The following is a 24,132-nucleotide window of genomic DNA, read 5'->3' as shown; positions in this document are numbered from 1 at the left end:
GTCAGCCCTCCCCGCCGGAGCCGGAGCCGGAGCCGGAGCCGGAGCCGGAGCCGGAGCCGGAGCCGGAGCCGGAGCCGGAGTCGGAGCCGGTGGCGTGGCGGGGGCCCGGGTGGCGGGGGCCCGGGTGGTGGGCCAGCGAGCGCAGGCAGGCCAGGAAGTCCGCCATGAGCCGGTCCACCGTGGCCCGGTCGTGCACGTTCCGCGAGTGGTACCAGTCGAACGACAACCGGCCGTCCCGGATCGCGCCCACCACCTCCAGCAGGTGGTCGGCCCGCTCCCGCGGGTTCTGCTCGCGGCCGATCGGGTCGTGGAAGGCGTGCAGGAGGCCGCCACCGGGGCCGCCACTGTGACCGCCACTGGGGCCGCCACTGGGGCCGCCGGCCGCGTCCGCCTGCCCGTGGTAGTTGAAGGCCACCTGCGGGACGGGCCGCGACGACAGCTGCGCCCCGGCGGATCCCGGCGGGCCGAGATGGCGCAGCAGGCCGTAGCCGAGCCCGTTGCCGGGGATCGCGCGAAGCTGCTCGCGCACCGACCGGACGATCTTCGCCCAGTCGTCGCCGCCGGGCAGCGTGAGGGCCGCCGGGTACTCCGTGGTGAACCAGCCGACGGTCCTGCTCAGGTCGAGGTCGTCGAACAGGTACTCGCGGCCGTGGCCCTCCATGTCGATCACCACCCGCTCGTCGCCGCTCCACCGGCTGAGGGTCCAGGCCAGGGCCGCGACCAGCAGCTCGTGGAGCCGTACGCGGAAGGCGGCGGGGGCGGCGCGGACCAGCGCGCGGGTCTCCTCCTCCGACAGCGCGCCGGGCACGACGGCGACCGAGCCGACCAGGTTGTCGCCGTCGTGGTCCACCGGCAGCGGCGGCGGCTCCGGCAGCCCGGTCCAGTACGCGGCCTCCCGGCCCGGTCCGTCGCCCGCGGCGTACCCGGCCAGCCTGGTCGCCCACGTGCCGAACGGCGAAGAGGCGGGGCCGAGGTCGATCGGCTCGCCGCCGGCCGCCTGCCGGTACGCGGTCTCCAGGTCCTCGGTCAGGACGCGCCAGGAGACGGCGTCCACCACCAGGTGGTGGGCAGTGAGGTACAACCACGGCCGGCGGCCGGGACCGGTGTCGAACAGCAGGGCCCGGCACAGGGGGCCGCGGGCGAGGTCGAACCCGGCGTCCGCGGCGGCGGCCCGTTCGTCCATGGCCGCCCGCAGGCCGGTGTCCGCGTCCAGGTGCGCCAGGTCGTGCCGGGTCAGCGGCAGCCGCGCGTCGTCGGCGGGGGCGATGTGCTGCCGCCATTCGTCGCCGTCCCGTTCGAAGTCGCTGTCCCGTTCGAAGTCGCCGTCCCGTTCGAAGTCGCTGTCCCGTTCGAAGTCGCTGTCCCGTTGGAAGTCGCTGTCCCGTTCGAAGCGGGACCGCAGCGCGTCGTGCCGCCGCGCCAGCGCGGCGAGCGCGGCCCGCAGGGCCTCCTCGTCCACCGGGCCGGTCAGCTCGGCCAGCATGGACTGGTTGTAGTGGTGCGGCGCGACCCGGTGACCGGCCAGGAACGCCCGCTGCACCGGCGTCAACGGCACCGGCCCGCCGGCGACCGCACCGGCTTCGAGAACGTCGCCGGCGTTCGTGGAGGAGGGGGCGGCGCGAGCCACCGGGGCCAGCTCGGCGATCGTCTGGTGCAGGAAGAGGTCCTTGGCGGTGACGCCGATCCCGGCGCGCCGGGCCCTGGCGACCATCTGCATGCTGAGGATGGAGTCGCCGCCCAGGTCGAAGAAGTTGTCCTCGACCCCGACCGCACCGGCCTCGACGCCCAGGACCTCCGCCCACACCGCCACCAGCGCCGACTCCACGCCGTCGCGCGGCGCGAGCCGCCCGTCCGCGGCCGTGCCCGCCGCGGTGGCGGACGGTTGCGGCAGGGCGCGCCGGTCCACCTTGCCGCTGCTGGTCAGCGGCAGCTCGTCCAGCGTCACGAAGAAGTGCGGCACCATGTAGCCGGGCAGCCGGCCGCGGGCGAACTCGCGCAGTGCGGCGGTCTCCGGCGCGGCCCCGGCCACCGGCACGACGTACGCGGCGATCCGCGGCACGCCCTGGCCGTCCCCGAGCACCACGACGGTCGCCCGCGCCACCTGCGGGTGTTCGCCGAGCACCGCCTCGATCTCGCCGGGTTCGATCCGGAACCCGCGCACCTTCACCTGGTCGTCGGTCCTGCCGAGGTACTCCAGCGTGCCGTCGGGACGCCACCGCGCCAGGTCCCCGGTGCGGTACATGCGCCCGCCCGCGTGCTCGAACGGCCCGGCGACGAACCGTTCGGCGGTGAGCGCGGGCCGGCCGAGGTAACCGCGGCCGAGTTGGTCACCGGCGAGGTACAGCTCCCCGGCCACGCCCACGGGGACCGGCCGCAGCCCCCCGTCCAGCACGTACGCCCGGGTGTTGCGCATCGGCCTGCCCACGATGGGCCGTTCGCTGTCGGACAGGCGGCAGTACAGGGTGTCCACGGTGCACTCGGTCGGCCCGTAGTAGTTGTAGCCGGCGGTGTCCGGGGCCGTGCGCAGGTCGCGCCAGAGCGCCTCGCCCACCGCCTCGCCGCCCAGCATGACCACCGCCGGCCGGTGCCGTTCCCCGGTGAGCAGGCCGAGCGGCACGAGCTGCTCGGCGTAGGACGGCGTCAGGTCCAGCACGTCGATCCGGTGCCGGTCGATGTAGCACAGCAGCGCCTCCGGGTCGCGCCGGGTGAGGTCGTCGATCACGTGCAGCTCGTGGCCGTCGGCCAGCCACAACACGCCCTCCAGCGAGGTGTCGAAGCTGAACGCCGCGGTGAGCCCCGCCCTGAGCCGCCCGCCGCCCGCCTCGGGACGGATGAGGCCGGCCCGGTGGTCGAGGAACAGGTTGGCCAGCCCGCGGTGTTCGAGCACCACGCCCTTGGGCCGGCCGGTCGAGCCGGAGGTGTAGATGACGTACGCCGGGTGCCCGGGGAGCGGCGCGGGCCAGTCCGGCGGGCCGTCCGGCTGGCCGTCGAGCAGCGCGGGATCGTCCAGCATGATCAGTTCGCCGGGCACGGGCGGGCCGAACGCCGCCTCCCGGTCGGTCAGGACGATCACCGGCGCGGCGTCGTCCAGCATGAACGACAGCCGTTCGTCCGGCAGGTCGGGATCCAGCGGGAGGAAGGCGGCCCCGGCCTTGAGCACCGCCAGCAGGGCCACGACCGTCCAGTCGCCGCGCGAACAGGCCAGTCCCACCAGCGTCTCGGGACGGGCCCCGCGCGCCCGGAGCAGCCGCGCCAGGCGGTCGGCGCGGGCGTCCAGCTCGGCGAAGGTGAGCACGCGGTCGCGGAAGGCCAGCGCGGGCAGCGCGGCGTCGGCGCGGGCCCGTTCGGCGAACAGGTCGGTGAACAGCGCGGACGACGCCGCGGCACGCGTGTCGTTCCAGCCGGTCAGGACCTGGTCCCGGTCGGCGTCCGTCATGATCGGCAGGTCGGCGAGGAGGGCGCCGGGGTCGGCCGCGACGGCGTCGAGCAGGGTCGTCAGGTGGCCGGCCAGCCGTTCGGCGGTGGAATGGTCGAACAGCGCGGTGCTGTAGCCGATGGCCGCCGTCAGCCGGCCGCCGTGCTCGTGGAAGTCGATCGTCAGGTCGTGGCTGACCTGGTCGGAGACGGCCGGCAGCGGCGTGGCGCGCAGGCCCGGCAGGTCCGGGTCGGCCGACGGCGTGTTGTCCAGCACCACCATGACGTCCACCAGCGGGTTCCTGCTCGGGTCCCGCTCCGGCCGGAGCAGCTCGACCAGCCGCTCGAACGGCACGTCCTCGTGCTCGAACGCCTCCAGCACGGTCGAACGAACCTCGGCCAGGAACGCCGCGAACGACGACGAGCCGCTGACCGTGGACCTGAGCACGACGGTGTTGACGAAGAACCCGACCAGCCCCTCCAGCTCGGCCCGGCCACGTCCGGACGTCGCGGTGCCGACGGCGACGTCCCGCTGGCCGCAGATCCGGGACAGCAGGAGCTGCGTCACGGCGGTCAGGACCATGAACAGCGTGGCGTCGTGCCCGCGGGCCAGCGCCTTGAGCCGGTCCAGCGTCCCCGGCGCGACGTCGAGCAGGCGCATCGCGCCGTCGGCCACCCGTACCGGCGGGCGGGGCCGGTCGAGCGGCAGCGCGAGCGGCGTGAGGCCGGCCAGCCGGCGTTCCCAGTAGCCGGGGTCGGACGGGTGCCGGCGCTGCCAGGAGGCGAAGTCGGCGTACCGCAGCGGGAGCAGCGGCAGCTCGGCCCGCTCGCCCCGGAGCGCGGCGGCGTAGCAGGCGCCGAGCTCGGCGCCGAGCACGCCCATCGACCAGCCGTCGGTCGCGATGTGGTGCATGACCAGCGCGAGCGCGTGCTCGGCGGCGCCCAGCCGCACCAGCGTGGCCCGCAGCACGGGCCCGCGCCGCAGGTCGAACGGCCGGGACGCGGCCCGCTCCACGGCCTCCCGCATCGCCCGCTCGGGATCGCCGGCGCCGGACACGTCGGTCACCGGCAGGGGCACCGGCCCGGGAGGCAGGATCGTCTGCGTGCCGCGGCCGTCCACGTCGCCGTAGACCGTGCGCAGCGCCTCGTGCCGCTCCACCAGCCGGTCGAGCGCGGTACGCAGCGCCGCCACGTCCAGCTCGCCGGACAGGCGCAGCCCGTACACGGTGTTGTACTCCGAGCCGCCGGGCTCGAACTCGCTGAGGAACCACAACCGCTGCTGGGCGAAGGACAGCGGCAGGCCCTCGTCGCCCGCGACCCGTTCCACGGCGTCGGGCACGGGGGCGGCGGTGAGCGTGCCCGCGAAGGCGGCGATGGTCGGGGTGTCGAAGAGCTGGCGAGGCGAGGGCGCCGCGCCGAGCGCCGCGCGCACCCGCGAGATCACCCGGATGCTGAGGACGGAGTCGCCGCCGAGGTCGAAGAAGTCGTCCTCGACGCCCACGTCCGCCACGTCCAGGCCCAGCACCTCGGCCCAGATCCCGGCCAGCAGCGACTCGGTGGCGTCGCGCGGGGCGACCCGGGGCACGGCCGCGTCGAGCGGCCCGTCGGGCACGGGCAGCGCCCGCCGGTCGAGGGTGCCGCCCGCGGTCAGCGGCAGGGCGTCCAGCCGGGCGAACGCCGACGGCACCGCCTGCGCGGCCACGTGCGCGGCCATGAACGCGCGCAGCTCGGCCGGACCCGGGACGTCCTCGCCGGCCGGCACGACGTAGCCGACCAGCCGCGTCCGCCCGGCCTCGTCGCGGTGCCCGGCCGCCGCGGCGGCGGCCACCCCGGGGTGGCGGGCCAGCGCGGCCTCCACCTCGCCCAGCTCCACGCGGAACCCGCGGACCTTGATCTGGTCGTCGGCGCGCCCGACGATCTCCAGCTCGCCGTCCGCCCGGCGGCGCCCCAGGTCGCCGGTACGGTACACGCGCTCCCCGGCGGCGTCGCGCAGGAACCGGCTCGCGGTCAGCTCGGGACGCCCCCAGTATCCGCGCGCGACCCCGTCGCCCGCGACGCAGATCTCGCCCGTCACGCCCACCGGCACCGGACGCAGCCCGGCGTCGAGCACGTGCACGCGGGTGTTGGCGAACGGCCGCCCGATCGGCGCGTACGCACCCTGCCCCATGGGCGCCGTGCCGAGCTGGAACACCGTCGAGTCCACGGTGGTCTCCGTCGCGCCGTAGGCGTTGACCGCGATCGTCCCGGGCCCGAGGCGGGCGAGCACCCGTTCGGCCTCGGCCACCGGCCAGCCCTCCGAGCCGACCATCAGCACCCGCAGCGCCTCCGGCCGCCGTCCCGCGCGCGCCAGCTCCTCGGTCACCGCCGCCGCCAGCGACGGCACGGTCACCATGAGGTGCGCGCCGCTGCTCACCAGCAGGTCGGCCATGGCGCGGGGGTCGCCGACGCGGTCGGCCGGGCAGATCACCATCTCGCCGCCGAACATCGCCGACAGCAGGAAGTCGCCGAAGAACAGGTCGACCGACTGGCTGGAGACCGCCAGGCAGCGCGGCCGGGTGCCGGCCAGGCCGTAGCGGGCGTCCCAGGCGTGGGTCATGTGGTGGACGTTGCGATGCTCGACCATCACGCCCTTCGGCCGTCCCGTCGAGCCCGAGGTGTAGATCACGTACGCCAGGTCGTCCGGCCCGACGTGCACGCGCGGCGGCCGGGCGGGGGCGGCGGCGAGGGCGGCATCGTCCAGCAGGACGGCCTCCGTCCCGCCCAGCCGGTCGAGCAGCGCCGGACGGGTGACCACGAGCGGGGCGGCACAGTCGGCCAGCATGGATTCCAGCAGGGCCCGCGGGTGGTCCGGGTCGAGCGGCACGAACGCCGCCCCCGACTTGAGCACGCCGAGCAGCGCGGCCACGGCGTCCACGCCGCGTTCGAGGCAGACGCCGACCAGCGTGCCCGGCCGCGCGCCGCGCTCGATCAGCAGGTGCGCCAGCCGGTCGGCCCGCCCGTCCAGCTCGGCGAAGGTCAGGCTGTCGGGGCCGCAGCTCACGGCGGTGTCGCCGGGGGTGCGCGCGGCCTGCTCGGCGAACAGCTCGTGCACCGGGCGGGCGGCGGGGAACCGCGCCGCGGTGTCGTTCCAGGCGGCCAGCTGCCCGCGTTCGGCGGCGGTGAGCACGGGCAGGTCCGCCGTCCGCCGGGCGGTGCCGTCGGCGAGGGCGTCGAGCAGGGTCTCCAGATGGCCCAGCAGCCGGGTCGCGGTGGCCTCCTCGAACAGCGCCGGGTCGTAGTCGGCGGCGATGGTCAGTTCGTCGCCCGCGTGCACGGTGATCATGAGCGGGTAGTTGCTGCGCTCGTCGCCGAGGTGCTCCAGCACCCGTACGCCGTGCCCGTCGCGCCGGCCCTCGGGGTAGTTCTCGAACACCAGCACGCTGTCGAACAGCGGCACGCCGCCCGGCAGGTCGCCGCAGCGGTGGATCTGGGCGGGGGACAGGTAGTCGTACTGGCGGCACTCGGCCTGGTGGTCCTGGAGCCGGCGCAGCCAGCCGAACACCTCGGCCTCGCCGTCCACGTCGACCCGGACGGGCAGCATGTTGATGAACAGCCCCACGATCGACCCGGCGTCCCGCAGGCCGGCGGGCCGGCCGGAGACGGTGGCGCCGAAGCACACCTCCCGCTCCCCGGCGTAGCGCGACAGCAGGATCGCCCACGCGCCCTGGAGCAGCGTGTTCACCGTCAGGCGCGCGTTCCTGGCCCGCTCGTACAGGCGGGCGGAGCGGTCGGCGGGCAGGCTCACCCGTACGGCGGCGGTGGAGCGTGACCGGTGCGCCCGCGCCGGAGGCCGGTCGTACGGGATCGGCGTCGGCGCGGCGAACCCGGCCAGCTCCCGCCGCCAGTGCCGCTCGGCCGCCGCCACGTCCTGCCGCCCGAGCCATTCCAGGTAGTCCCGGTACGGCCTGCGCACGGGGGCCGGACGGCCCGCGTACCGCTCGAACACCTGGGTCAGCACCTGCGCTGCGCTCCAGCCGTCGAGCATGAGGTGGTGCGCGGTCCAGAAGACCCGCACCCGGGTGTCGGTCAGGCGGGCGACGATCAGCCGCGCCAGCGGCGCGGTGGCCAGGTCGAGGCGGCGTTCGGCGCGGCGCGCCCACAGCCGTTCGGTCTCGGCCCGCCGCGCGGCCTCCGGCAGCCCGCGCCAGTCGTGCCGCTCGACCGGGAGGCGCACGCCGCGCCGCACGACCTGCACGGGCTCGGGCACGTCCTGCCAGACGATCGCCGTGCGCAGCGCCGGGATGTCGTCGGTGACCTGCTGCCAGGCCCGCGCCAGGCGGTCCGGGTCGTCCACGCCGTCGAGCAGGAGGCTGAAGTGCGAGGCGTAGGTGTCGGCGCCGGGGTCGGCCAGCGAGTGGAAGAGCAGGCCGCCCTGCAGCGGCGTGAGCGGGTAGACGTCCTCGACCGAGCGGCCGTCGCCCGCGACGCGGTCCACGGCGGCCTGGTCGAGCCGGGCCAGCGGGAAGTCGGAGGGGGTGCAGCCGCCCGCGCCGGGCTCCGCGCAGTGCTCGACGATCTCCGCCAGCGCCGCCGTCATCCGTTCGGCCAGGGCCGCCACGGTCGCCTCCCGATGCCGCCGGCACGAGTACGACCAGCGCATCTCCAGCCGGTCACCGCGCACCACCGCGTTGACCTCCAGCAGGTGCACGCGCTCCTGGCGCGGGTCGCGCTCGGTGCCCTCGGGAGTCGGCAGCATGCCGCGCGACTCCATCCGGCCCAGGTAGTTGAAGGCGACCTCGGGCTGCCGGTCGTCGCGCAGCTCGGCCCCCGCGGGGGACAGGTGGCGCAGCGCGCCGTACCCGAGTCCGCGCAGCGGGACCGCCCTGACCTGCTCCTTGACGGACCGGAGCAGGTCGCCCCAGCCGCCGTCCGGGAGCTCCAGCACCAGGGGGGAGACGGTGGTGAACCAGCCGACCGTGCGCGACAGGTCCACCTCGGGGAACAGCTCCTCGCGGCCGTGGCCCTCCAGCTCGACCAGGACGCGGGCGCCGCCCGCCCAGCCGGCCAGCACCCGGCCGAGCGCGCCGAGCAGCACCTCGTCGATGCGCGTCCGGTAGACCTCCGGCACCTCGCGCAGCAGCCGGCGGGTGCGGCCGGCGTCCAGCGTGGCCGTCACCGTCCGCAGGTCGCCGGCGACGTTCGCGCCCTCGGCGTCGTCCACGGGCAGCGGGGGGACCTCGGCGGCCAGCTCCCTTACCCGCCGCCAGTGGGGCAGCTCGTGGTCGAAGCCGCCGGCCGCCGCGTGGCCGCTCAGCCGCAGCGCCCACTCGCGGAACGACGTGGAACGCGGGCCCAGCCGGATCGGCTCGCCGGCGGCGGCCTGGCGGCAGGCGACGTCCAGGTCCGACAGCAGCACCCGCCACGACACGCCGTCCACGACCAGGTGGTGGGCGGCGAGGAACAGCCGGCGGGGGCCGTCGCCGGTGAGCAGCAGGGCCTTGATCAGCGGTCCGCGGTCGAGCGCGAACGAGGTCTGCGCCTCCACGGCCGCGCGGTGGGCGTACCCGGCGCGCTCGTCCTCGGGCACGCCGGACAGGTCGACGCGGCGCAGCACCCGGCCGTGCTCGGCGGCGGCGTTGTGCTGCCGCCACCCGGCGCCGTCCCGCTCCAGCCGCAGGCGCAGCGCGTCGTGCCGTTCCACCAGGGCCGTCAGCGCCGCCTCGACGTCGTCGTCGCCGGCTTCGGCGGGCGGTTCCAGCGCGACCGCCTGGTTGAACCGCGGCAGGCTGTCGGCCAGGTTCTCCAGGAACCAGTGCTGGATCGGCGTGAGCGGCACGTCGCCGCTCACCGGGCCGCCCTCGGCGTCCCGCGCGCCCGGCAGGTCGGCGGGCAGGCCGTCGGGGTGGCCGACGGGCAGCTCGGCGGCCAGGTCGGCGACGGTCTGGCGGAGGAACATCAGGCGCGGGGTCAGCGCCAGCCCCGCCGCCTGCGCCCCGGCGACGACCTGGAGCCCGAGGATGGAGTCGCCGCCGAGGTCGAAGAAGTTGTCGTGCACGCCCACACGCTCGACGCCCAGGACCCGCGCCCACACCTCGGCGAGCGCGCGTTCGGCGGGTGTGCGCGGCTCGGCGTACTCCTCGCCGCTGTGGCGGGCGCCGGTCGGCGCGGGCAGGGCCCGCCGGTCCACCTTGCCGCTGTGCGTCAGCGGCAGGGCGAGCAGGACGACGAACGCCGTCGGCACCATGTGCTCGGGCAGCCGCCGCCGCAGGGCCTCGCGCAGCTCCGCGGGGTCCGCGCCGCCCTCGGCCGGTACGACGTAGCCCACCAGCCGCCTGGTCCCGTTCGCGTCCTCCTTGACCGCGGCGGCGGCGGCGACCACGCAGGGCTGCTCCGACAGCGCGGCCTCGACCTCGCCCGGCTCGATCCGGAACCCGCGCAGCTTGACCTGGTCGTCGGTGCGGCCCGCGTGCTCCAGCCGGCCGTTCGCCAGCCAGCGGGCCCGGTCCCCGGTGCGGTACATGCGGGTGCCCGGCGGCCCGTACGGGTCGGCCACGAACCGCTCGCCGGTCAGGCCGGGCCGGTTCAGATACCCCCTGGCCAGGCGCGTGCCGCCCAGGTACAGCTCGCCCGGCACGCCGATGGGCGCGGGCCTGAGCCGCTCGTCCAGCACGTACGCCCGGATGCTCGGGAACGGCCGCCCGATGGGCACCGGCCCCGGGTCGGCGTCCGCCGGGGTCAGCGGCTCGCTCAGCGTGGCGCCGACCATGGTCTCCGTGGGCCCGTACCCGTTGAACACCCGCCGCCCCGGCGACCAGGCGCGCACCAGCTCGGGCGGGCACGTCTCGCCCGCCACCACCACGACCGCGCCCCGGGGGACGCCGCCCTCGGGCAGCGTCGCGAGCGCGGTGGGCGGCAGCGTGACGTGGGTGACCCGCTCGCGGGCGAGCAGCCCGGCCAGCGGCGCGCCCGGCGGGCGTTCGTCGTCGGCGGCGACCACGAGCGTGCCCCCGGACAGCAGGGCGAGCACCAGTTCCCAGAACGCGCCGTCGAAGGAGAGCGAGGCGAACTGCAGCACCCGCGCGCCCGGCCCGGCGTCCATGCGCTCACGCTGGACGCGCACCATGTCGTGCACGCCCTCGTGCGTGACCACCACGGCCTTGGGCCGGCCGGTGGAACCGGAGGTGTAGATCACGTAGGCCGGGTTCTCCGGCCGCACGGCGGGGGCCCCGCCGGGCGGTCCGGCGGGCGCCGGGTCGTGCGGCTCGACGAACGGCAGGCCGGCGGGCAGCGCGGACGCGCTCTCCCGGTTGGCCACCGCCAGCACCGGACGGGTGTCGGCGACCATGGCCGCGATCCGGCCGGCCGGCTGCCCCACGTCCACCGGCAGGTACGCGGCCCCGGCCTTGAGCACCGCCAGCACCGCCACGACCATGTCGATCGACCGGGGCAGCGCCACCGCGACGTACCGCTCCGGCCCCGCGCCCCTGGCGGCCAGCAGCCGGGCCAGCCGGTCGGCGCGCTCGTCCAGCTCGCCGTAGGTGAGCGAGCGGCCGCCGCACACCACGGCCTGGGCCGCCGGCCGGGCCGCCGCCTGCTCGGCGAACAGCCGCGGCACCGTCAGCGTCTCCGGCCCGGCGCCGGTCCCGGGCCACAACGAGGTCAGCAGCCGATGCTCGGTCCGGCCGAGCAGCGGGATCCCGGCCAGCGGCCGGCCGGGCGCCGCCGCGATCCCGGTGAGCAGGCGCACCAGGTGGGCGCTCATCCGCTCGGCGGTGTCCGGGCCGTACAGGCTCGTGTTGTAGGCCAGGCTCCCGGCCAGGGCGCCGTCCCGTTCGGTGAAGTCGAACGACAGGTCCATGCTCGCGGCCAGCACGGGCGGCGGCAGCTCGGTGACCCGCAGGCCGGGGAAGGCGGCCGTGCCGGGCGGCAGGTTGCGCAGGTTGACCGCCACCTCCGTCAGCGGCGGGCGGCTCGGGTCGCGTTCCGGGCGCAGCGCCTCCACCAGCCGCTGGAACGGCACCCGGTCGTGGGCGAACGCGTCCAGCACCGTCGTGCGCGTCCGGCCCAGCAGCTCCTCGAACGGGCGCGACTCGTCCACCTCGCCGCGCAGCACCAGCGTGTTGACGAAGAAGCCGACCAGGTTCTCCGTCTCGACCCGGTCCCGGCCGGAGACGACGGTGGCCACGGCCACGTCCGGACGGCCGGTGTAGCGGGCCAGCAGCGTGTGCACCGCGGCGACCAGCGTCATGAAGAGCGTGGCGCCGGCCCGCTCGCCGATCTCCCGGAGCCGCCCGGTGACGTCCGCCGGCACCTCGAACGCGCACGCCGCCCCGGCGGAACTCCTGACCGGCGGGCGCGGCCGGTCCGTCGGCAGGTCCATGGGGGCCAGCCGGTCCAGCCGGCGCCGCCAGTACGCGAGCTGCTCCCCGGCCTGCGGCCCCGAGGCCCGCTCCCGCTGCCAGGCGCTGACGTCGGCGTAGCTCACCGGCAGCGGCGGCAGGGCGGCGGGCGGGCCGCCGGCGGCCTCGGCGTACAGGGCGGCCAGGTCGTCGAGCAGCACCCGCGAGGACCAGCCGTCGGTGACGATGTGGTGGGCGTGGGCGGTCAGCACGTGCTCGCGCGGGCCGAGCCGCACCAGCCGGGCCCGGAACACCGGCCCCACCCGCAGGTCCACGGGCCGGCGGGCCTCCTCCTCCAGCAGGCGATCCAGCTCGCCGGGCCGCTCCGACAGGTCCGTCAGCGGCAGCGGCACCTCGGCGGCGGGCATGACCCGCTGCGTGCCGCGCCCGTCCACGGACCCGAACGTCGTGCGCAGGGTCTCGTGCCGGGCCACCACCCGGGTGAGCGCGGTCCGCAGCGCGGGCACGTCCAGGTCGCCCCTCAGCCGTACGGCCAGCGGCACCAGGTAGTCCACGGCGTCCGGGTCGAGCTCGTACATGAACCAGAGCCGCTCCTGGGCGGGGGAGAGCGGGACCGGGCCGGTGGTGTCCGTACGCGGGATCGGGTCGGCGGCCGACCGGCCGGACAGTCTCCGCAGCATCTGGTCACGGAGGTGTTCCGGCAGTGCCGCGATCCGCTCGTCCCGCTGGGAAGAGATGTGCATCGGGGTGTCTCCAAGCCTCCGGTTGACGGTCGGCCGTCCGCGCCTGGATGACGTTTCGATGAACTGCGGTAAGCGCGCGGCCCGGCCCTCGCGGGCGTCGTCCGAGGCCGCCCGCCGCCTCCTCCTGATGTTGTCAACGGCCGCCCGGCCGCTCCAGAGCATTGAACCGACGGCTAAAGAACCAGGTCGGAGGCGGGTACGGGCAGCGGGTGCGGAGCTGGTTAGGCCGGCGGCCCAAGGGGCAGAGCAAGCACGACGTTGTCATGGTCGAAGCGGATGCGACACGATCGTGATCGGATGTCGATGCTGAATTGTTAGCCCTGGAGAGGTATGACTCCCGCCGGCAAGAAGTTCAGGCTCATGCGGCGTCGCTGCGCGGAGATCGCCCGCCGATTACCCATGCCGCGGCCCTATCGCGTCAGAACGCTCTGCGACCTGGTCGCCGCCGAGCGGGGGCGGCCCATCCGGCTCCTGGAGCTGCCCGGCGACGACGAGATGCTGGGCGCCTGGCTGGCCACCGAGGCGACCGACCTGATCTTCTACAAGCCCGACACGACGCCGCCGCACCAGGACCACATCATCCTGCACGAGCTGAGCCACGTGATCTGCGGCCACTACCCCGAGGCCGGCCCGAGGGCCCAGCGGCACGTGTTGTTCCCCAGCCTCAACCCCGCCCTCGTCCGCCGCGTGCTCAGGCGTTCGATCTACGGGTCGGAGGAGGAGCAGGAGGCCGAGCTGCTCGCCTCGCTCATCTGGCAGCGGGCCTGCCGGGAGGCGCGCCCGCGGGCGTCGGACGTCCGGCGCGTGGACGCCGTGCTCACCGGGACCGCCGACGCGCTCCACGGCGGGGTGTCCGGCCTCGGCCGTGGGTGACTGGCTGCGGCTCAACGGCCCCGCGGTGCTGGCCTGCGCGCTGACGGCTTACCGGCTGGCCGCCGTGCGCTCCTGGGGGCGGGACCCGGCCGGGCGGGCGGTGTTCGGCATCCTGGCCGCGATCGCCGCCTCGACGACGGTCAACACGCCCTGGGCCTACGACGCCGTCTGGCGGCTGACCGGCGTGCCGAACCTGGCCAGGCTGGTGTCCCACGCGTTCATGCTGGCCGTCGCCTGGTCGGTCGAGACGTTCGTGCGGCAGGTCGGCCAGCCGCCGGACGGGCCGCGCCGCCGTACGTGGGGCGAGGCCGCCTGGCCGGCGCTCGTGCTGCTCGGCATGTGCCTGACCTTCGCCCTGGCCCGTACGCCGGTCAACAGCCCGCGCTTCGCCGTCCGCTACGGGGACACGCCGGGCGTGCTCGAATACTGGCTCATCTTCCTGTGCTACCTCGTGCCGGTGTTGTGCCACGTCACCTGGTTCGCCCTGCGCGAGGCCCGCCAGACGGAGAACCGGGCGGTGAGCGCGGGGCTGCGCCTGATCGCCGTGGGCGCGTCCCTGATCGTGCTCTACCACCTGCACAAGGCGGCCTACTTCACCTGCCGGCGGATCGGCGCCGACTACCCCGACCTGCTGCGCGCGCCTGCGGACATGCTGCTGGTGCCGCTCGGCGCGCTCGCGGTGCTGCTCGGCCTGGCCCTGCCGTCGTGGTGGCCCGCGCGGCTGCGCTGGTTCCGCGACTTCCGGCTGCACCTGCGGCTGCGTCCCCTGTGGCGGGCGCTCTACCGGGCCAGCCCGGACATCGCGCTGCTGGCCCCGGCCCCCTTCCTGACCGAGCTGGTCACCTTCCGCGACCTGGACCTGCGGCTGTACCGGCGGTTCGTGGAGATCCGGGACGGCCGGATCGCGCTGGAGCCGTACCTGGACCCGCGCGTGACGGACGCGGCCCGGCGGGAGGGCGCGCGGTCCGGCCTGCGCGGGCAGCGGCTGGAGGCGTTCGCCGAGGCCGCCGCGGTGGACGCGGCCATCCGCGCCCGCGCCCGCGGCCTGCCGCCCGACGGCGGCGCCGGACCGGCGGCCGTGCCCGGCGGCGTCGACCTGAGCAGCGACGCCGCCTTCCTCGGCCTCGTCTCGCGCGCCTACCGGCGGCTGGGCGCGCGCTGAGCCCCGTCACGACCGGTGGACCGCCTCCTCCAGGGAGTCCAGGATCCTGTCCTGCACCACCTCCGACAGCCCGGCGACGGTCGGCGTCAGGAAGAGGTCGCGCGGCGACAGCTCCACGCCGAACGCCGGCCGCACCCGCGACGTCACCCGCAGGCTGGTGATCGAGTCGCCGCCCAGCGCGAAGAAGTCGTCGTGCACGCCCACCCGGTCCAGGCCGAGCACCTGCTCCCAGATGCGGCCGAGCGCCTCCTCGGTCGGGTTGCGCGGCGCGACGTACGATGCCGCCTTCTCCCGTGGCGGGGCGGGCTCCGGCAGGGCGGCGCGGTCCACCTTGCCGTTGGCGTTCAGCGGCAGCCGGTCCAGGGACACGAACGCCGCGGGCACCATGTACGCGGGCAGCCGCGCGCCCAGGCTCGCGGCCAGCTCCTCGTGCGAGGGCGCGGGCCCGCCGGCCGCCGGCACCACGTACGCCGCCAGCGTCCGGCGTCCGGCGGCGTCCTGCCTGGCCATGGCGACGGCCTCGGCGATCCCGGGGTGCGCCAGGAGCGCGGCCTCCACCTCGCCCGTCTCGATCCGGAAGCCCCGGATCTTCACCTGGCCGTCCACCCGGCCGAGGAACTCCAGATCGCCTCCGGCCGTCCAGCGGACCCGGTCCCCGGTGCGGTAGAGCCGCCCGCCGCCGCCGAACGGGTCGGCCACGAATCGTTCGGCGGTCAGCGCCGGCCTGCCGAGATAGCCCCTGGCCAGGCCGGCGCCCGCCAGGTACAGCTCGCCCGGCGCGCCGACGGGCACCGGCGCCAGGGCGGCGTCCAGCACGTAGGCGCGGGTGTCGTCCATGGGACGGCCGATCGGCGCCCGTCCCGTCCGTACGATCTCAGGGGTCATCTCCCGGGTCGTGGCGAACGTGGTGGTCTCGGTGGGCCCGTACCCGTTGTGGAACGTGGTCCCGGGGCAGTGGTCGATCACCCGGGCGAGCGCCTGCGGCGAGGCCGCCTCGCCACCCGTCCACACCTCGCGCAGCCCGGCGAAACACTCGGGCAGCTCTTCGGCGAACAGGTTGAACAGCGCCGACGTGACGAACATCCCCGTGACGCCGTGCTCGGCCGCCAGCGCCCGCAGCCGCCGCGCGTCCAGGTCGCCGGGCGCGACCACCACCTCGCCGCCCGCCAGCAGCGGCACCCACATCTCGTACGTGGCCGCGTCGAAGGCGTGCGGCGAGTGGAACAACACCCGGTCGTGCCCGCCGCCGCGCCAGCGGTGGTCCAGGGCCAGGCTCACCACGTTCTCGTGGGTGACCGCGACGCCCTTGGGCAACCCGGTCGAGCCCGAGGTGTACATCACGTACGCCAGCGAGCCCGGCAGGGCGGCGGACAGCGGGGCGGCGGGGCCGGGGGCGGGCAGGTCGCCGTCCACCTCGACGGCGGGCAGGCCCAGGTCCGCGGCGCGCCCGGCCAGCGACCGGTCGGTCAGCACCGCGACCGCGCCCGTGTCCCGCAGGATCCACCGCATGCGCCCGGCCGGGAAGTACGGGTGCAGCGGCACGTACGCGCCGCCCGCCCTGAGCACGGCCAGCATCGACACCAGCGCGTCCGGCGAGCGTCCCTGCAACACCGCCACCCTGGACTCGGCGCGCACGCCGAGCCCGGCCAGCACCGCCGCCAGCTCCCCGGACCGGCGGTCGAGCTCGCCGTACGTCAGCTCCGCGCCGCCGCCGCGCACCGCCACCGCGCCGGGCAGCTCCCGCGCCCGCTCGGCGAACAGCTCGCAGACCGTCCGGCGCGGGTGGTCGCGCGCAGTGTCGTTCCACTCCGTCAGCGTCAGCCGCCGCTCCCGCGTGCTCACCGCGCTCAGCGACCCGACGGTCCCGCCGGGGTCCGCGGCGAGCTGCCCGAGCAGCGCCGACAGGCCCTCGCCGAGCCGCCGCACGGTCGCGGCGTCGAACAGCTCCTCGTCGTGCAGCAGGACGAACGACAGCTCCTCGCCCGGGTAGACGACCAGGCCGAGCGGGTAGCCGTTCGCCTCGGCGGCGTCCACGTCCCGCAGGCGCGGGCCGGGGGCGGAGTAGTCGATCGGGTAGTTCTCGAAGACCACGATGCTGTCGAACAACGCCGTCCCCGGCGGCAGGTCGCTCCACCCGCGGATCCGGGTGAGCGAGGCCGCCTCGTGCTCCCGCGCCCCCGCCTGCGACTCCTGGAGCTCGCGCAGCCAGGGCAGCAGCGGGCGGGCGCCGTCCACGTGGACGTGGACGGGCAGCGTCTGGATGAAGATGCCGATCATGGACTCGGCGCCGTCCAGTTCCTCGGGGCGGCCCGACACCGTGGCGCCGAAGCACACCCGCGGCTCGCCGCTGTGCCGGGACAGCAGGATCGACCACGCCCCCTGGACCACCGTGTTGAGCGTCAGACCGGCCGCCGCGGCCCGGTCGGCCAGCCGCCGGGTCAGATCGGGCGGCAGGGCGGCGCGGACCCGTCCGGCCGCCTTCGGACGGTGTCGCCTGCCGGGCGGCCGGTCGTAGGGCAGCGGCGTCGGGGCGGTGAGCCCGGCCAGCGCCTGCCGCCAGTAGGTCTCGTCCGCGGCGAGGTCGCGGCCGGCCAGCCATTCCACGTAGTCGCGGAAGGGGCGGCGCGGCTCGGGCGCGCCGCCGTCGCCCTCTCCGGAGAGCCGGGCGTACGCGGCCAGGACGTCGCGCAGCAGCCGGTGCACGCTCCAGCCGTCCAGCAGGATGTGGTGCAGGGTCCACACGACGCGCACGGTGTCGTCGTCCAGCCGGATGACCGCCAGCCTGGACGGCGGCGCGGCCGTCAGGTCCAGGCCCGCGGCCCGGTCCGCGGCGAGGAGGGCGGCCAGCGCGGCCCGCCGTTCGTCCTCGGGCAGGCGCCGCCAGTCGTGCCGGACGACCGGCAGCCGGGCCCGCCCGTGCACGATCTGCACGGGGTGGTCCAGGCCGTCCCAGGCCAGGGACGTGCGCAGCACGGGCGTCCGGTCCACGACCGACTGCCACGCCCGCGCCAGCGTCCCGGGGTCGGTGACGCCGTCGAGCAGCATCCCGAACTGGGCCACGTACAGGTCGTCGCCGGCCGCCAGGCACTCGTAGAGCATGCCGGCCTGGCCGGGGGTGAGCGGGTAGACGTCGGCGATGTCGGTCACGTCGCCTCCGTCGCCGATCAGCCGGTCCAGGCTCGCCTGGTCCAGCCCCGCCAGCGGGAAGTCCGACGGGGTGCGCCCGCCCGCGCCCGGTTCTGCGCAGTGGCGTACCAGCCGGGTCACGTTCGCGGCGAACCCGTCCGCGAGCCGGGCGACGGTGGCCTCGTCGTGCAGGTCGGCCGAGTACTCCCAGGTCACCTCCAGCCGGCCGGCGCGCACCGCGGCGACGACGTCCAGGAGGTGCGGCCGGACGTCGCCGGGGTCCTGGAACAGGCCGATGGGCGCGACGTCCCGGTAGAGGTCGCCCAGAGGCGGGTCGAACCGGCCGAGGTAGTTGAAGCAGACGCCGGGGTGGCACTCGGGCGCGGTGCCGCGCAGGTGACGCAGCACGCCGTACCCGAAGCCGCGGCCCGGGACGGCCCTGACCTGCTCCTTGACGCTCTTCAGCAGCTCACTCCAGCCGCCGCCTCCGTCGCCGCCGTCGGGCAGGTGCAGGGCCAGCGGGAAGTAGGTGGTGAACCAGCCGACCGTGCGGGACAGGTCGGTGCCGGGGAGGATCTCCTCCCGGCCGTGGCCCTCAGTGGCCAGCAGCAGGTCCGTACGCCCGGTCCAGTCGCCCAGGGTGCGGGCCAGCGCGGCCAGCAGCACCTCGTTGACCTCCGTACGGTAGACGCCGGGGACGTCGCGCAGCAGGGCGCGGGTGGTCTCCTCGTCCAGCGACACCGTCGTACGCCGTCCCGACGCCACGAGGCCCGCCCCCTCGCGGTCCAGCGGGATGTCCGCCCCGCCCGCGACGCCGGCCGCCCGGGTCCAGTGGGGGAGCTCGCCGTCGAAGGAGCCGGCGGCGGCGTGCGCGGCCAGGGCCCGGGACCAGCTCACGAAGGAGGCGGTCTCCGCGCCCAGGTCGACGGGCTCGCCGCGGACGGCCTGCCCGTAGGCGGTGTGCAGGTCCTGGAGCAGCACCCGCCAGGACACGCCGTCCACGACGAGGTGGTGCGCGGTGAGCAGCAGGCGCGGCGCGCCGGAGCCGGTGAACAGCACCGCCGCGAACACGGGCCCGCGCTCGGCGTCGATGCCACGCTGCACGGCCTCGCTCTCGCGCGCCATCACGTCCAGCGCGTCGCCGCCGCGGGCCGCCGCGCCCGCCGCGTCCCCTTCGCCGGTCTCGCCGTCGAGACGGACGTGGCGCAGGACGTCCTCGGCCGGTGGCGGCGTGACGTGCTGGGACCGTCCGCCGTCGTGCCCCGTGAAGCGGGTGCGCAGCGCGGCGTGCCGGGTGACCAGGGCCGACACCGCCACGCCCAGCGCCCGTACGTCCACGTCCTCCGCCAGCTCGGCCTCCACGTACTGGTGGAACGTCCCCGGCACGGTGAACCGGTCGAACAGGAAACGCTGGATCGGCGTCAGCGGAGCGGGCCCGCCGTCGGCGGCGTCCTCGGCGGTGGCGTTCGCGGGCCGCTCGGCCCGCCGCACGTACGGCGCCAGGGCCGCCACGGTCTGCCGCCGGAACAGGTCGCGCGCGGTGAGCCGCAGCCCGGCGCGCTGCGCCCTGGACACGACCTGGATGGCCAGGATCGAGTCGCCGCCCAGCGTGAAGAAGGAGTCCTCGGCTCCCACGCGCTCGACGCCCAGCACCTCGCCCCAGATCGCGGCCAGCTCCCGCTGCACGGGCCCTGAGGGCGCGACGTAGGCCGCCGCCCCCGCCCGCGCGCCGGGTTCGGGCAGCGCCGCCCGGTCCACCTTGCCCCGCTCGGTCAGCGGGAACGCGGGCAGCACCATGATCACCGCGGGGATCATGTGGTCGGGCAGCGACCTGGCCAGGAAGGCGCGCAGCGCGGCGGGGTCGGGTTCGGCGTCGCCCGCCGGGGTGACGTACCCGTTGAGGCGGTCGCGTCCGGCGGAGGCCAGCACGACCGCGCCGCCCACCGAGGGGTGGCGCTGGAGGGCGGCCTCGATCTCGCCCGGCTCCACCCGGAAGCCGCGGATCTTCACCTGGTCGTCGCTCCGCCCCAGGTACTCCAGCTCGCCGCCGGGCAGCCGGCGGACCAGGTCCCCGGTCCGGTACATCCGTCCGCCCGGCGGGCCGAACGGGTCGGCGACGAAGCGCTCGGCGGTGCGGCCGGGCCGGTTCAGGTAGCCCCTGGCCAGGCCGGGCCCCGACAGGTACAGCTCGCCGGGCACGCCCTCCGGGACCGGGTTGGCGTAGGCGTCCAGGACGTACCCGGCGCTGCCGGCCAGCGGGCGGCCGATCGGCGGCAGCCCCTCGCCCTCCCGGCTCACGTCCCCGGCGGTGGCCACGACGGTGGCCTCGGTGGGGCCGTAGTTGTTGACCAGCCGGAACGGGATGCCGGGCCGCGGCCGGCGGCGCAGCACGTCGCCGCCGGTCAGGACGGTACGCAGCGCCGTCCCGTCGATCGCGGGCAGGTCGAGCACGGTCTCCAGCCGGGGCGTCGGCAGGAAGCAGATCGTGGTGCCCATGGCGGTGAACCAGGTCACCAGCTCGTCCGGGTCGTCCAGCGCGTCCTGGCCGGGGAAGGCGACGCGGGCCCCCGCGCACAGGTAGGGCCAGACCTCCCACACGGCGGCGTCGAACCCGAGCGAGGCCACCTGGGACGCCCGGTCGCGCGGCACCACCCCGAACGCCGCCACGTGCCAGGCGCACAGGTCGGCCAGGCCGCGGTGCTCGATCATGACGCCCTTGGGACGGCCCGTGGAGCCGGAGGTGTAGATGATGTACGCCAGGTCGCCCGGCTCCGTCCCGCACCCGGGCCCGGCGCCGGGACGGTCGCCCGTCTCCGCGTCGGAGGGGGCGTGGCCCGTCTCCGCGTCGCCGGGGCGTACGACCGGCAGCCCCTCGTGGTCCTCGTCGGCCAGCAGGATCGGCGCGCCGGTGTCGGCCATCACGTACGCCAGCCGCTCGGCCGGGATGCCGGGGTCGAGCGGCACGTACGCGCCGCCCGCCTTGAGCACGCCGAGGGCGGCGGTCACCATGTCCGGGCCGCGTTCCATGCACACCACCACGGGCACGCCCCGGCCCACACCGAGGCCGCGCAGCCGGTGCGCCAGCCGGTCGGCGCGCCGGTCGAGGTCGGCGTAGGTGCGGGTGCCGCCGTCCCACTCCAGCGCGACGGCGTCGGGTGCGACCCGGGCCCACTCACTCACCTGCACATGCACCGGCCGCCCAGCCCGCCCAGCCTGCTCGGCCCGCTCGCCGCCGGTCCCGCCGCGAGCGGCACCGGGACCGGCGGGTCCGGTCAGCGCGGGTCCGGTCAGGGCGGGTCCGGTCAGGGCGGCGTCGGCGGGCGCGGGAGCAGGAACGGGGGGCAGGGGGAGGCGGGCCAGGGGGCGGTCCGGGGCCGCGGTCACCGCTGCCAGCAGCGCGATCAGGTGCGCGGCCATCCGCTCGGCGGTCGCGGCCTCGAACAGGTCCGTGCTGTACTCGATCATCGCGTCGAGCGCGCCGCCGTCCTCGCGCTCGACGAACTCCAGCGTGACGTCGAAGATCGAGGACACGTGCGGCAGCCGGTACGGCTCGGTACGCGCCCCGGCGAAGCGCGGCGTCTTCGGCGGCGCGTTCTGCAATGCCACCATGGCCTGCACCAGGGGCGTCCTGCTGGGATCGCGCTCGGCGTCCAGCTCGCGCACCAGCCGGTCGAACGGCACGTCGCGGTTGGCGAAGGCGTTCAGCACGGTCTCCCGCACCGCGCCCAGGAACTCGGCGAACGTGGCGCGCTCGTCCACGGTGGAGCGCAGCACCAGGGTGTTGACGAAGCAGCCGATGAGCGGTTCGAGCTCGGGCAGGTCGCGTCCGGAGACGGGGGTGCCGACCGAGACGTCCCGCTGGCCCGCGTACCTGGACAGCAGCACCTGGCAGGCCGCGACCAGCACCATGAACGGCGTCGCCCCGGCGCGTGCGGCGAGGTCCCCGAGCGCGGAGGCCAGCTCCGCCGGGACGGTGAAGCGGTGCGCGGCCCCCGCCGAGCCGCGCACGGCCGGGCGCGGCCGGTCGGCGGGCAGGTCGAGCGGGGTGATCCCGTCGAGCCGGCGACGCCAGTGGTCGAGCTGGTCCGCCAGGCTGTCGTCGGTCCAGCGGTCGCGCTGCCAGGCGGCGTAGTCGGCGTACCGGACGGGCAGCGGCGCGAGGGCGGCCCGGTGGCCGTGGCGGGCGGCGTCGTAGAGCAGGCCCAGTTCGTCGGCCAGGATGCGCATGGACACGGCGTCGATCACCGAGTGGTGCAGGCTCAGCACCAGCAGGTGGTCCTCGGCGGACCGGCGCAGCACGGCCAGGCGCAGCACGGGGCCCCGGGCCAGGTCGAAGGGCCGGGTCACCTCGTGCCGCACCATGCGGTCCAGCTCCTCGCCGGGGAGGCCGGCGACGTCGGTGACGGTCAGCGGTACCTCGACGGCCGCATGCACCTTCTGTACGGGTTCGGCCCGCGCGGGATCGGGGCCGCCGTCCTCGATCGTCGTGCGCAGCGGCTCGTGCCGGGCGATGAGCTCGCCGAGCGCGGTGCGCAGCGCCCCGGGGTCGAACGGCCCGCTCAGCCGGTAGCCGAACCGGACGTTGTACTCGGTGCCGCCGGGGTCGTGCGCGTGGAAGAACCAGAAACGCCGCTGGGCGTAGGAGAGCGGCGCGTCGCGTCCGGGCGGGAGCGGGGTGACGACGTCCGCGCCCTCGGCGTGCGCCCCGGCGCGGTTCTCGTCCGGTTTCAGGGAGGCGGCCAGGGCGGCCACCGTGCGTTCGCGGAAGATCGCCCGGGGGGACAGGCTGGTGCCGAGCGCGGCACGGATGCGCGGCACCACGCGGAAGGCCAGCAGGGAGTTGCCGCCGATGGCGAAGAAGTCGTCGGCCACGCCCACCCGGTCCAGGCCCAGCACCTCGGCCCACAACTCGGCGATCACCCGTTCCTCGTGACCGCCGGGCGGCGTGTAGCCGGTGGCGCCCTGGGGGCCCGCGGCGGGCAGGGCGGCGCGGTCCACCTTGCCGCTGGCCGCGAGGGGGAGCCGGTCGAGATGCTGGAACACCGAGGGGATCAGGTACTCGGGCAGGTCCCGGGCGAGGAAGGCCCGCAACTGCTCAGGCGACGGCCCGGCCGCTTCCCTGACGGACACGCCGGCCGGTGCCTCCAAGGAGGCGGTGGGCCGGGCGATGGGGACGATGTGGGCCACCAGGCGGTCGCCGTCGGCGACGACCGCGGCGGCGGCCACCCGCGGATGCCGGGTCAGGGCGGCCTCGATCTCGCCGGGCTCGATCCGGTGCCCGCCGACCTTGACCTGGTCGTCGGCCCGGCCGAGGTATTCGAGCTCGCCGCCCGGCAGGAGGCGGACCACGTCACCGGTGCGGTACATGCGTTCGCCGTCCGTCCCGTACGGGTCGGCGACGAACCGTTCGGCGGTGCCGCCGGGACGGCCCCGGTACCCGCGGGCCACCCCGGCGCCGGCGACGTACAACTCGCCCCGCTCGCCGGGCGGGACGGGCCGCAGCCGGGCGTCGAGGACGTAGGCCCGCGACCCGGACATCGGCCGGCCGATCGGCACCGGGCCGCCGGGCGTGCCGTCGCCGGGTTCGAGGCGGAAGGCCACGCAGCCGACCGTCGTCTCCGTGGGGCCGTACTCGTTGACCACCGTCACGCCCGGACGGGCCGCGCGCCAGCGGGCGAGCGCGTCGCCGTGCAGCGCCTCGCCGCCGATCACCAGCTCGCCGCGCTCCGGACAGGCGTCCGGCGACCCGCCCTCCAGCAGCGGCAGGTGGCTCGGGGTGATCTTCAGGAAGGACGGCCGGACGCCGCCCGGCTCGTCCAGCGTCCCCGCGTGGACGCGCCCGCCCGCGACGAGCGGCCCCCACAACGTGGTCACCGACAGGTCGAACGAGATCGACGAGTGCAGCAGCGCCGTGCCCGCCAGCCCCGGGTAGTCCCGCAGGCAGCAGGCCAGGTAGGCGGCGAGCTGCCGGCGTTCGACCAGCACTCCCTTGGGGCGGCCGGTGGAGCCGGAGGTGTAGATCGCGTACGCCAGGTCCGCCGGACGGCCCGGGGGAGCGGGCGGCGCGTCGGCGAGCGGCGCGGGATCGTCGTCCACGCACACCACCCGCGCGGCCGTCACGGGCAGCCGCCCGCGCAGCGCCCGCTGGGTGACGACGACGGGTGCGTCCGCGTCGTCGATCACGACGGCGAGGCGGCTCGCCGGCACGCCGGGATCCAGCGGCAGGTACGCGGCGCCCGCCTTGAGCACGCCGAGCAGCGCCACGACCAGGTCGGGGCCGCGCTCGGCGTGGACGGCGACGAGCGTGTCAGGGCCCGCCCCGAGCCCGCGCAGGCGATGGGCGAACCCGTTCGCGCGCGCGTCGAGCTCCCGGTAGGCGAGCGAGCCCGCGGCCGAGGAGACGGCGGTCGCGCCGGGGGCCAGCCGGACCCGCTCGGCGAACAGATCGAGGACGTCACGTGTCGAGTTGTCCATC

4 protein-coding genes are annotated in these 24,132 nt (G+C 76.1%); 2 read left to right on the top strand and 2 right to left on the bottom strand.

From position 1 onward, the window contains the following. Position 1: 1 nt before the first annotated feature. Entirely contained in the window at positions 2 to 12,496 is a 12,495-nt protein-coding gene (locus ABZ459_RS17610) for an amino acid adenylation domain-containing protein (RefSeq protein WP_357971291.1), read from the bottom strand. A 330-nt stretch (positions 12,497 to 12,826) separates the two neighbouring features. On the opposite strand from ABZ459_RS17610, the gene ABZ459_RS17605 reads away from it, so the two are divergent. Then, complete coding sequence (locus ABZ459_RS17605) at positions 12,827 to 13,369, top strand: hypothetical protein (protein ID WP_357971290.1); 543 nt, start codon at positions 12,827 to 12,829, stop codon at positions 13,367 to 13,369. Next, positions 13,362 to 14,531 carry an MAB_1171c family putative transporter gene (locus ABZ459_RS17600; RefSeq protein WP_357971289.1) on the top strand — a complete coding sequence of 390 codons (1,170 nt, stop codon included), beginning with the start codon at positions 13,362 to 13,364 and terminating at the stop codon, positions 14,529 to 14,531. The genes ABZ459_RS17605 and ABZ459_RS17600 overlap by 8 nt, the downstream gene beginning before the upstream one ends. A 6-nt stretch (positions 14,532 to 14,537) precedes the next feature. On the opposite strand, the gene ABZ459_RS17595 is transcribed toward ABZ459_RS17600, so the two are convergent. After that, positions 14,538 to 24,131: an amino acid adenylation domain-containing protein gene (locus ABZ459_RS17595; protein WP_357971288.1), complete on the bottom strand. Its 9,594-nt coding sequence runs from the start codon at positions 24,129 to 24,131 to the stop codon at positions 14,538 to 14,540. Between the last annotated feature and the right edge of the window lies 1 nt (position 24,132).

This window comes from Nonomuraea sp. NPDC005692 (assembly GCF_040631115.1).
Taxonomy (GTDB): Bacteria; Actinomycetota; Actinomycetes; order Streptosporangiales; family Streptosporangiaceae; genus Nonomuraea.
This window is presented reverse-complemented; position numbering and strand designations above follow the sequence as displayed.

Excerpts from the sequence above, each read along its gene's own strand:
- ABZ459_RS17610 (WP_357971291.1), bottom strand. The coding sequence starts at position 12,496 with ATGCACATCTCTTCCCAGCGGGACGAGCGGATCGCGGCACTGCCGGAA.
- ABZ459_RS17605 (WP_357971290.1), top strand. The coding sequence starts at position 12,827 with ATGACTCCCGCCGGCAAGAAGTTCAGGCTCATGCGGCGTCGCTGCGCG.
- ABZ459_RS17595 (WP_357971288.1), bottom strand. The coding sequence starts at position 24,131 with ATGGACAACTCGACACGTGACGTCCTCGATCTGTTCGCCGAGCGGGTC.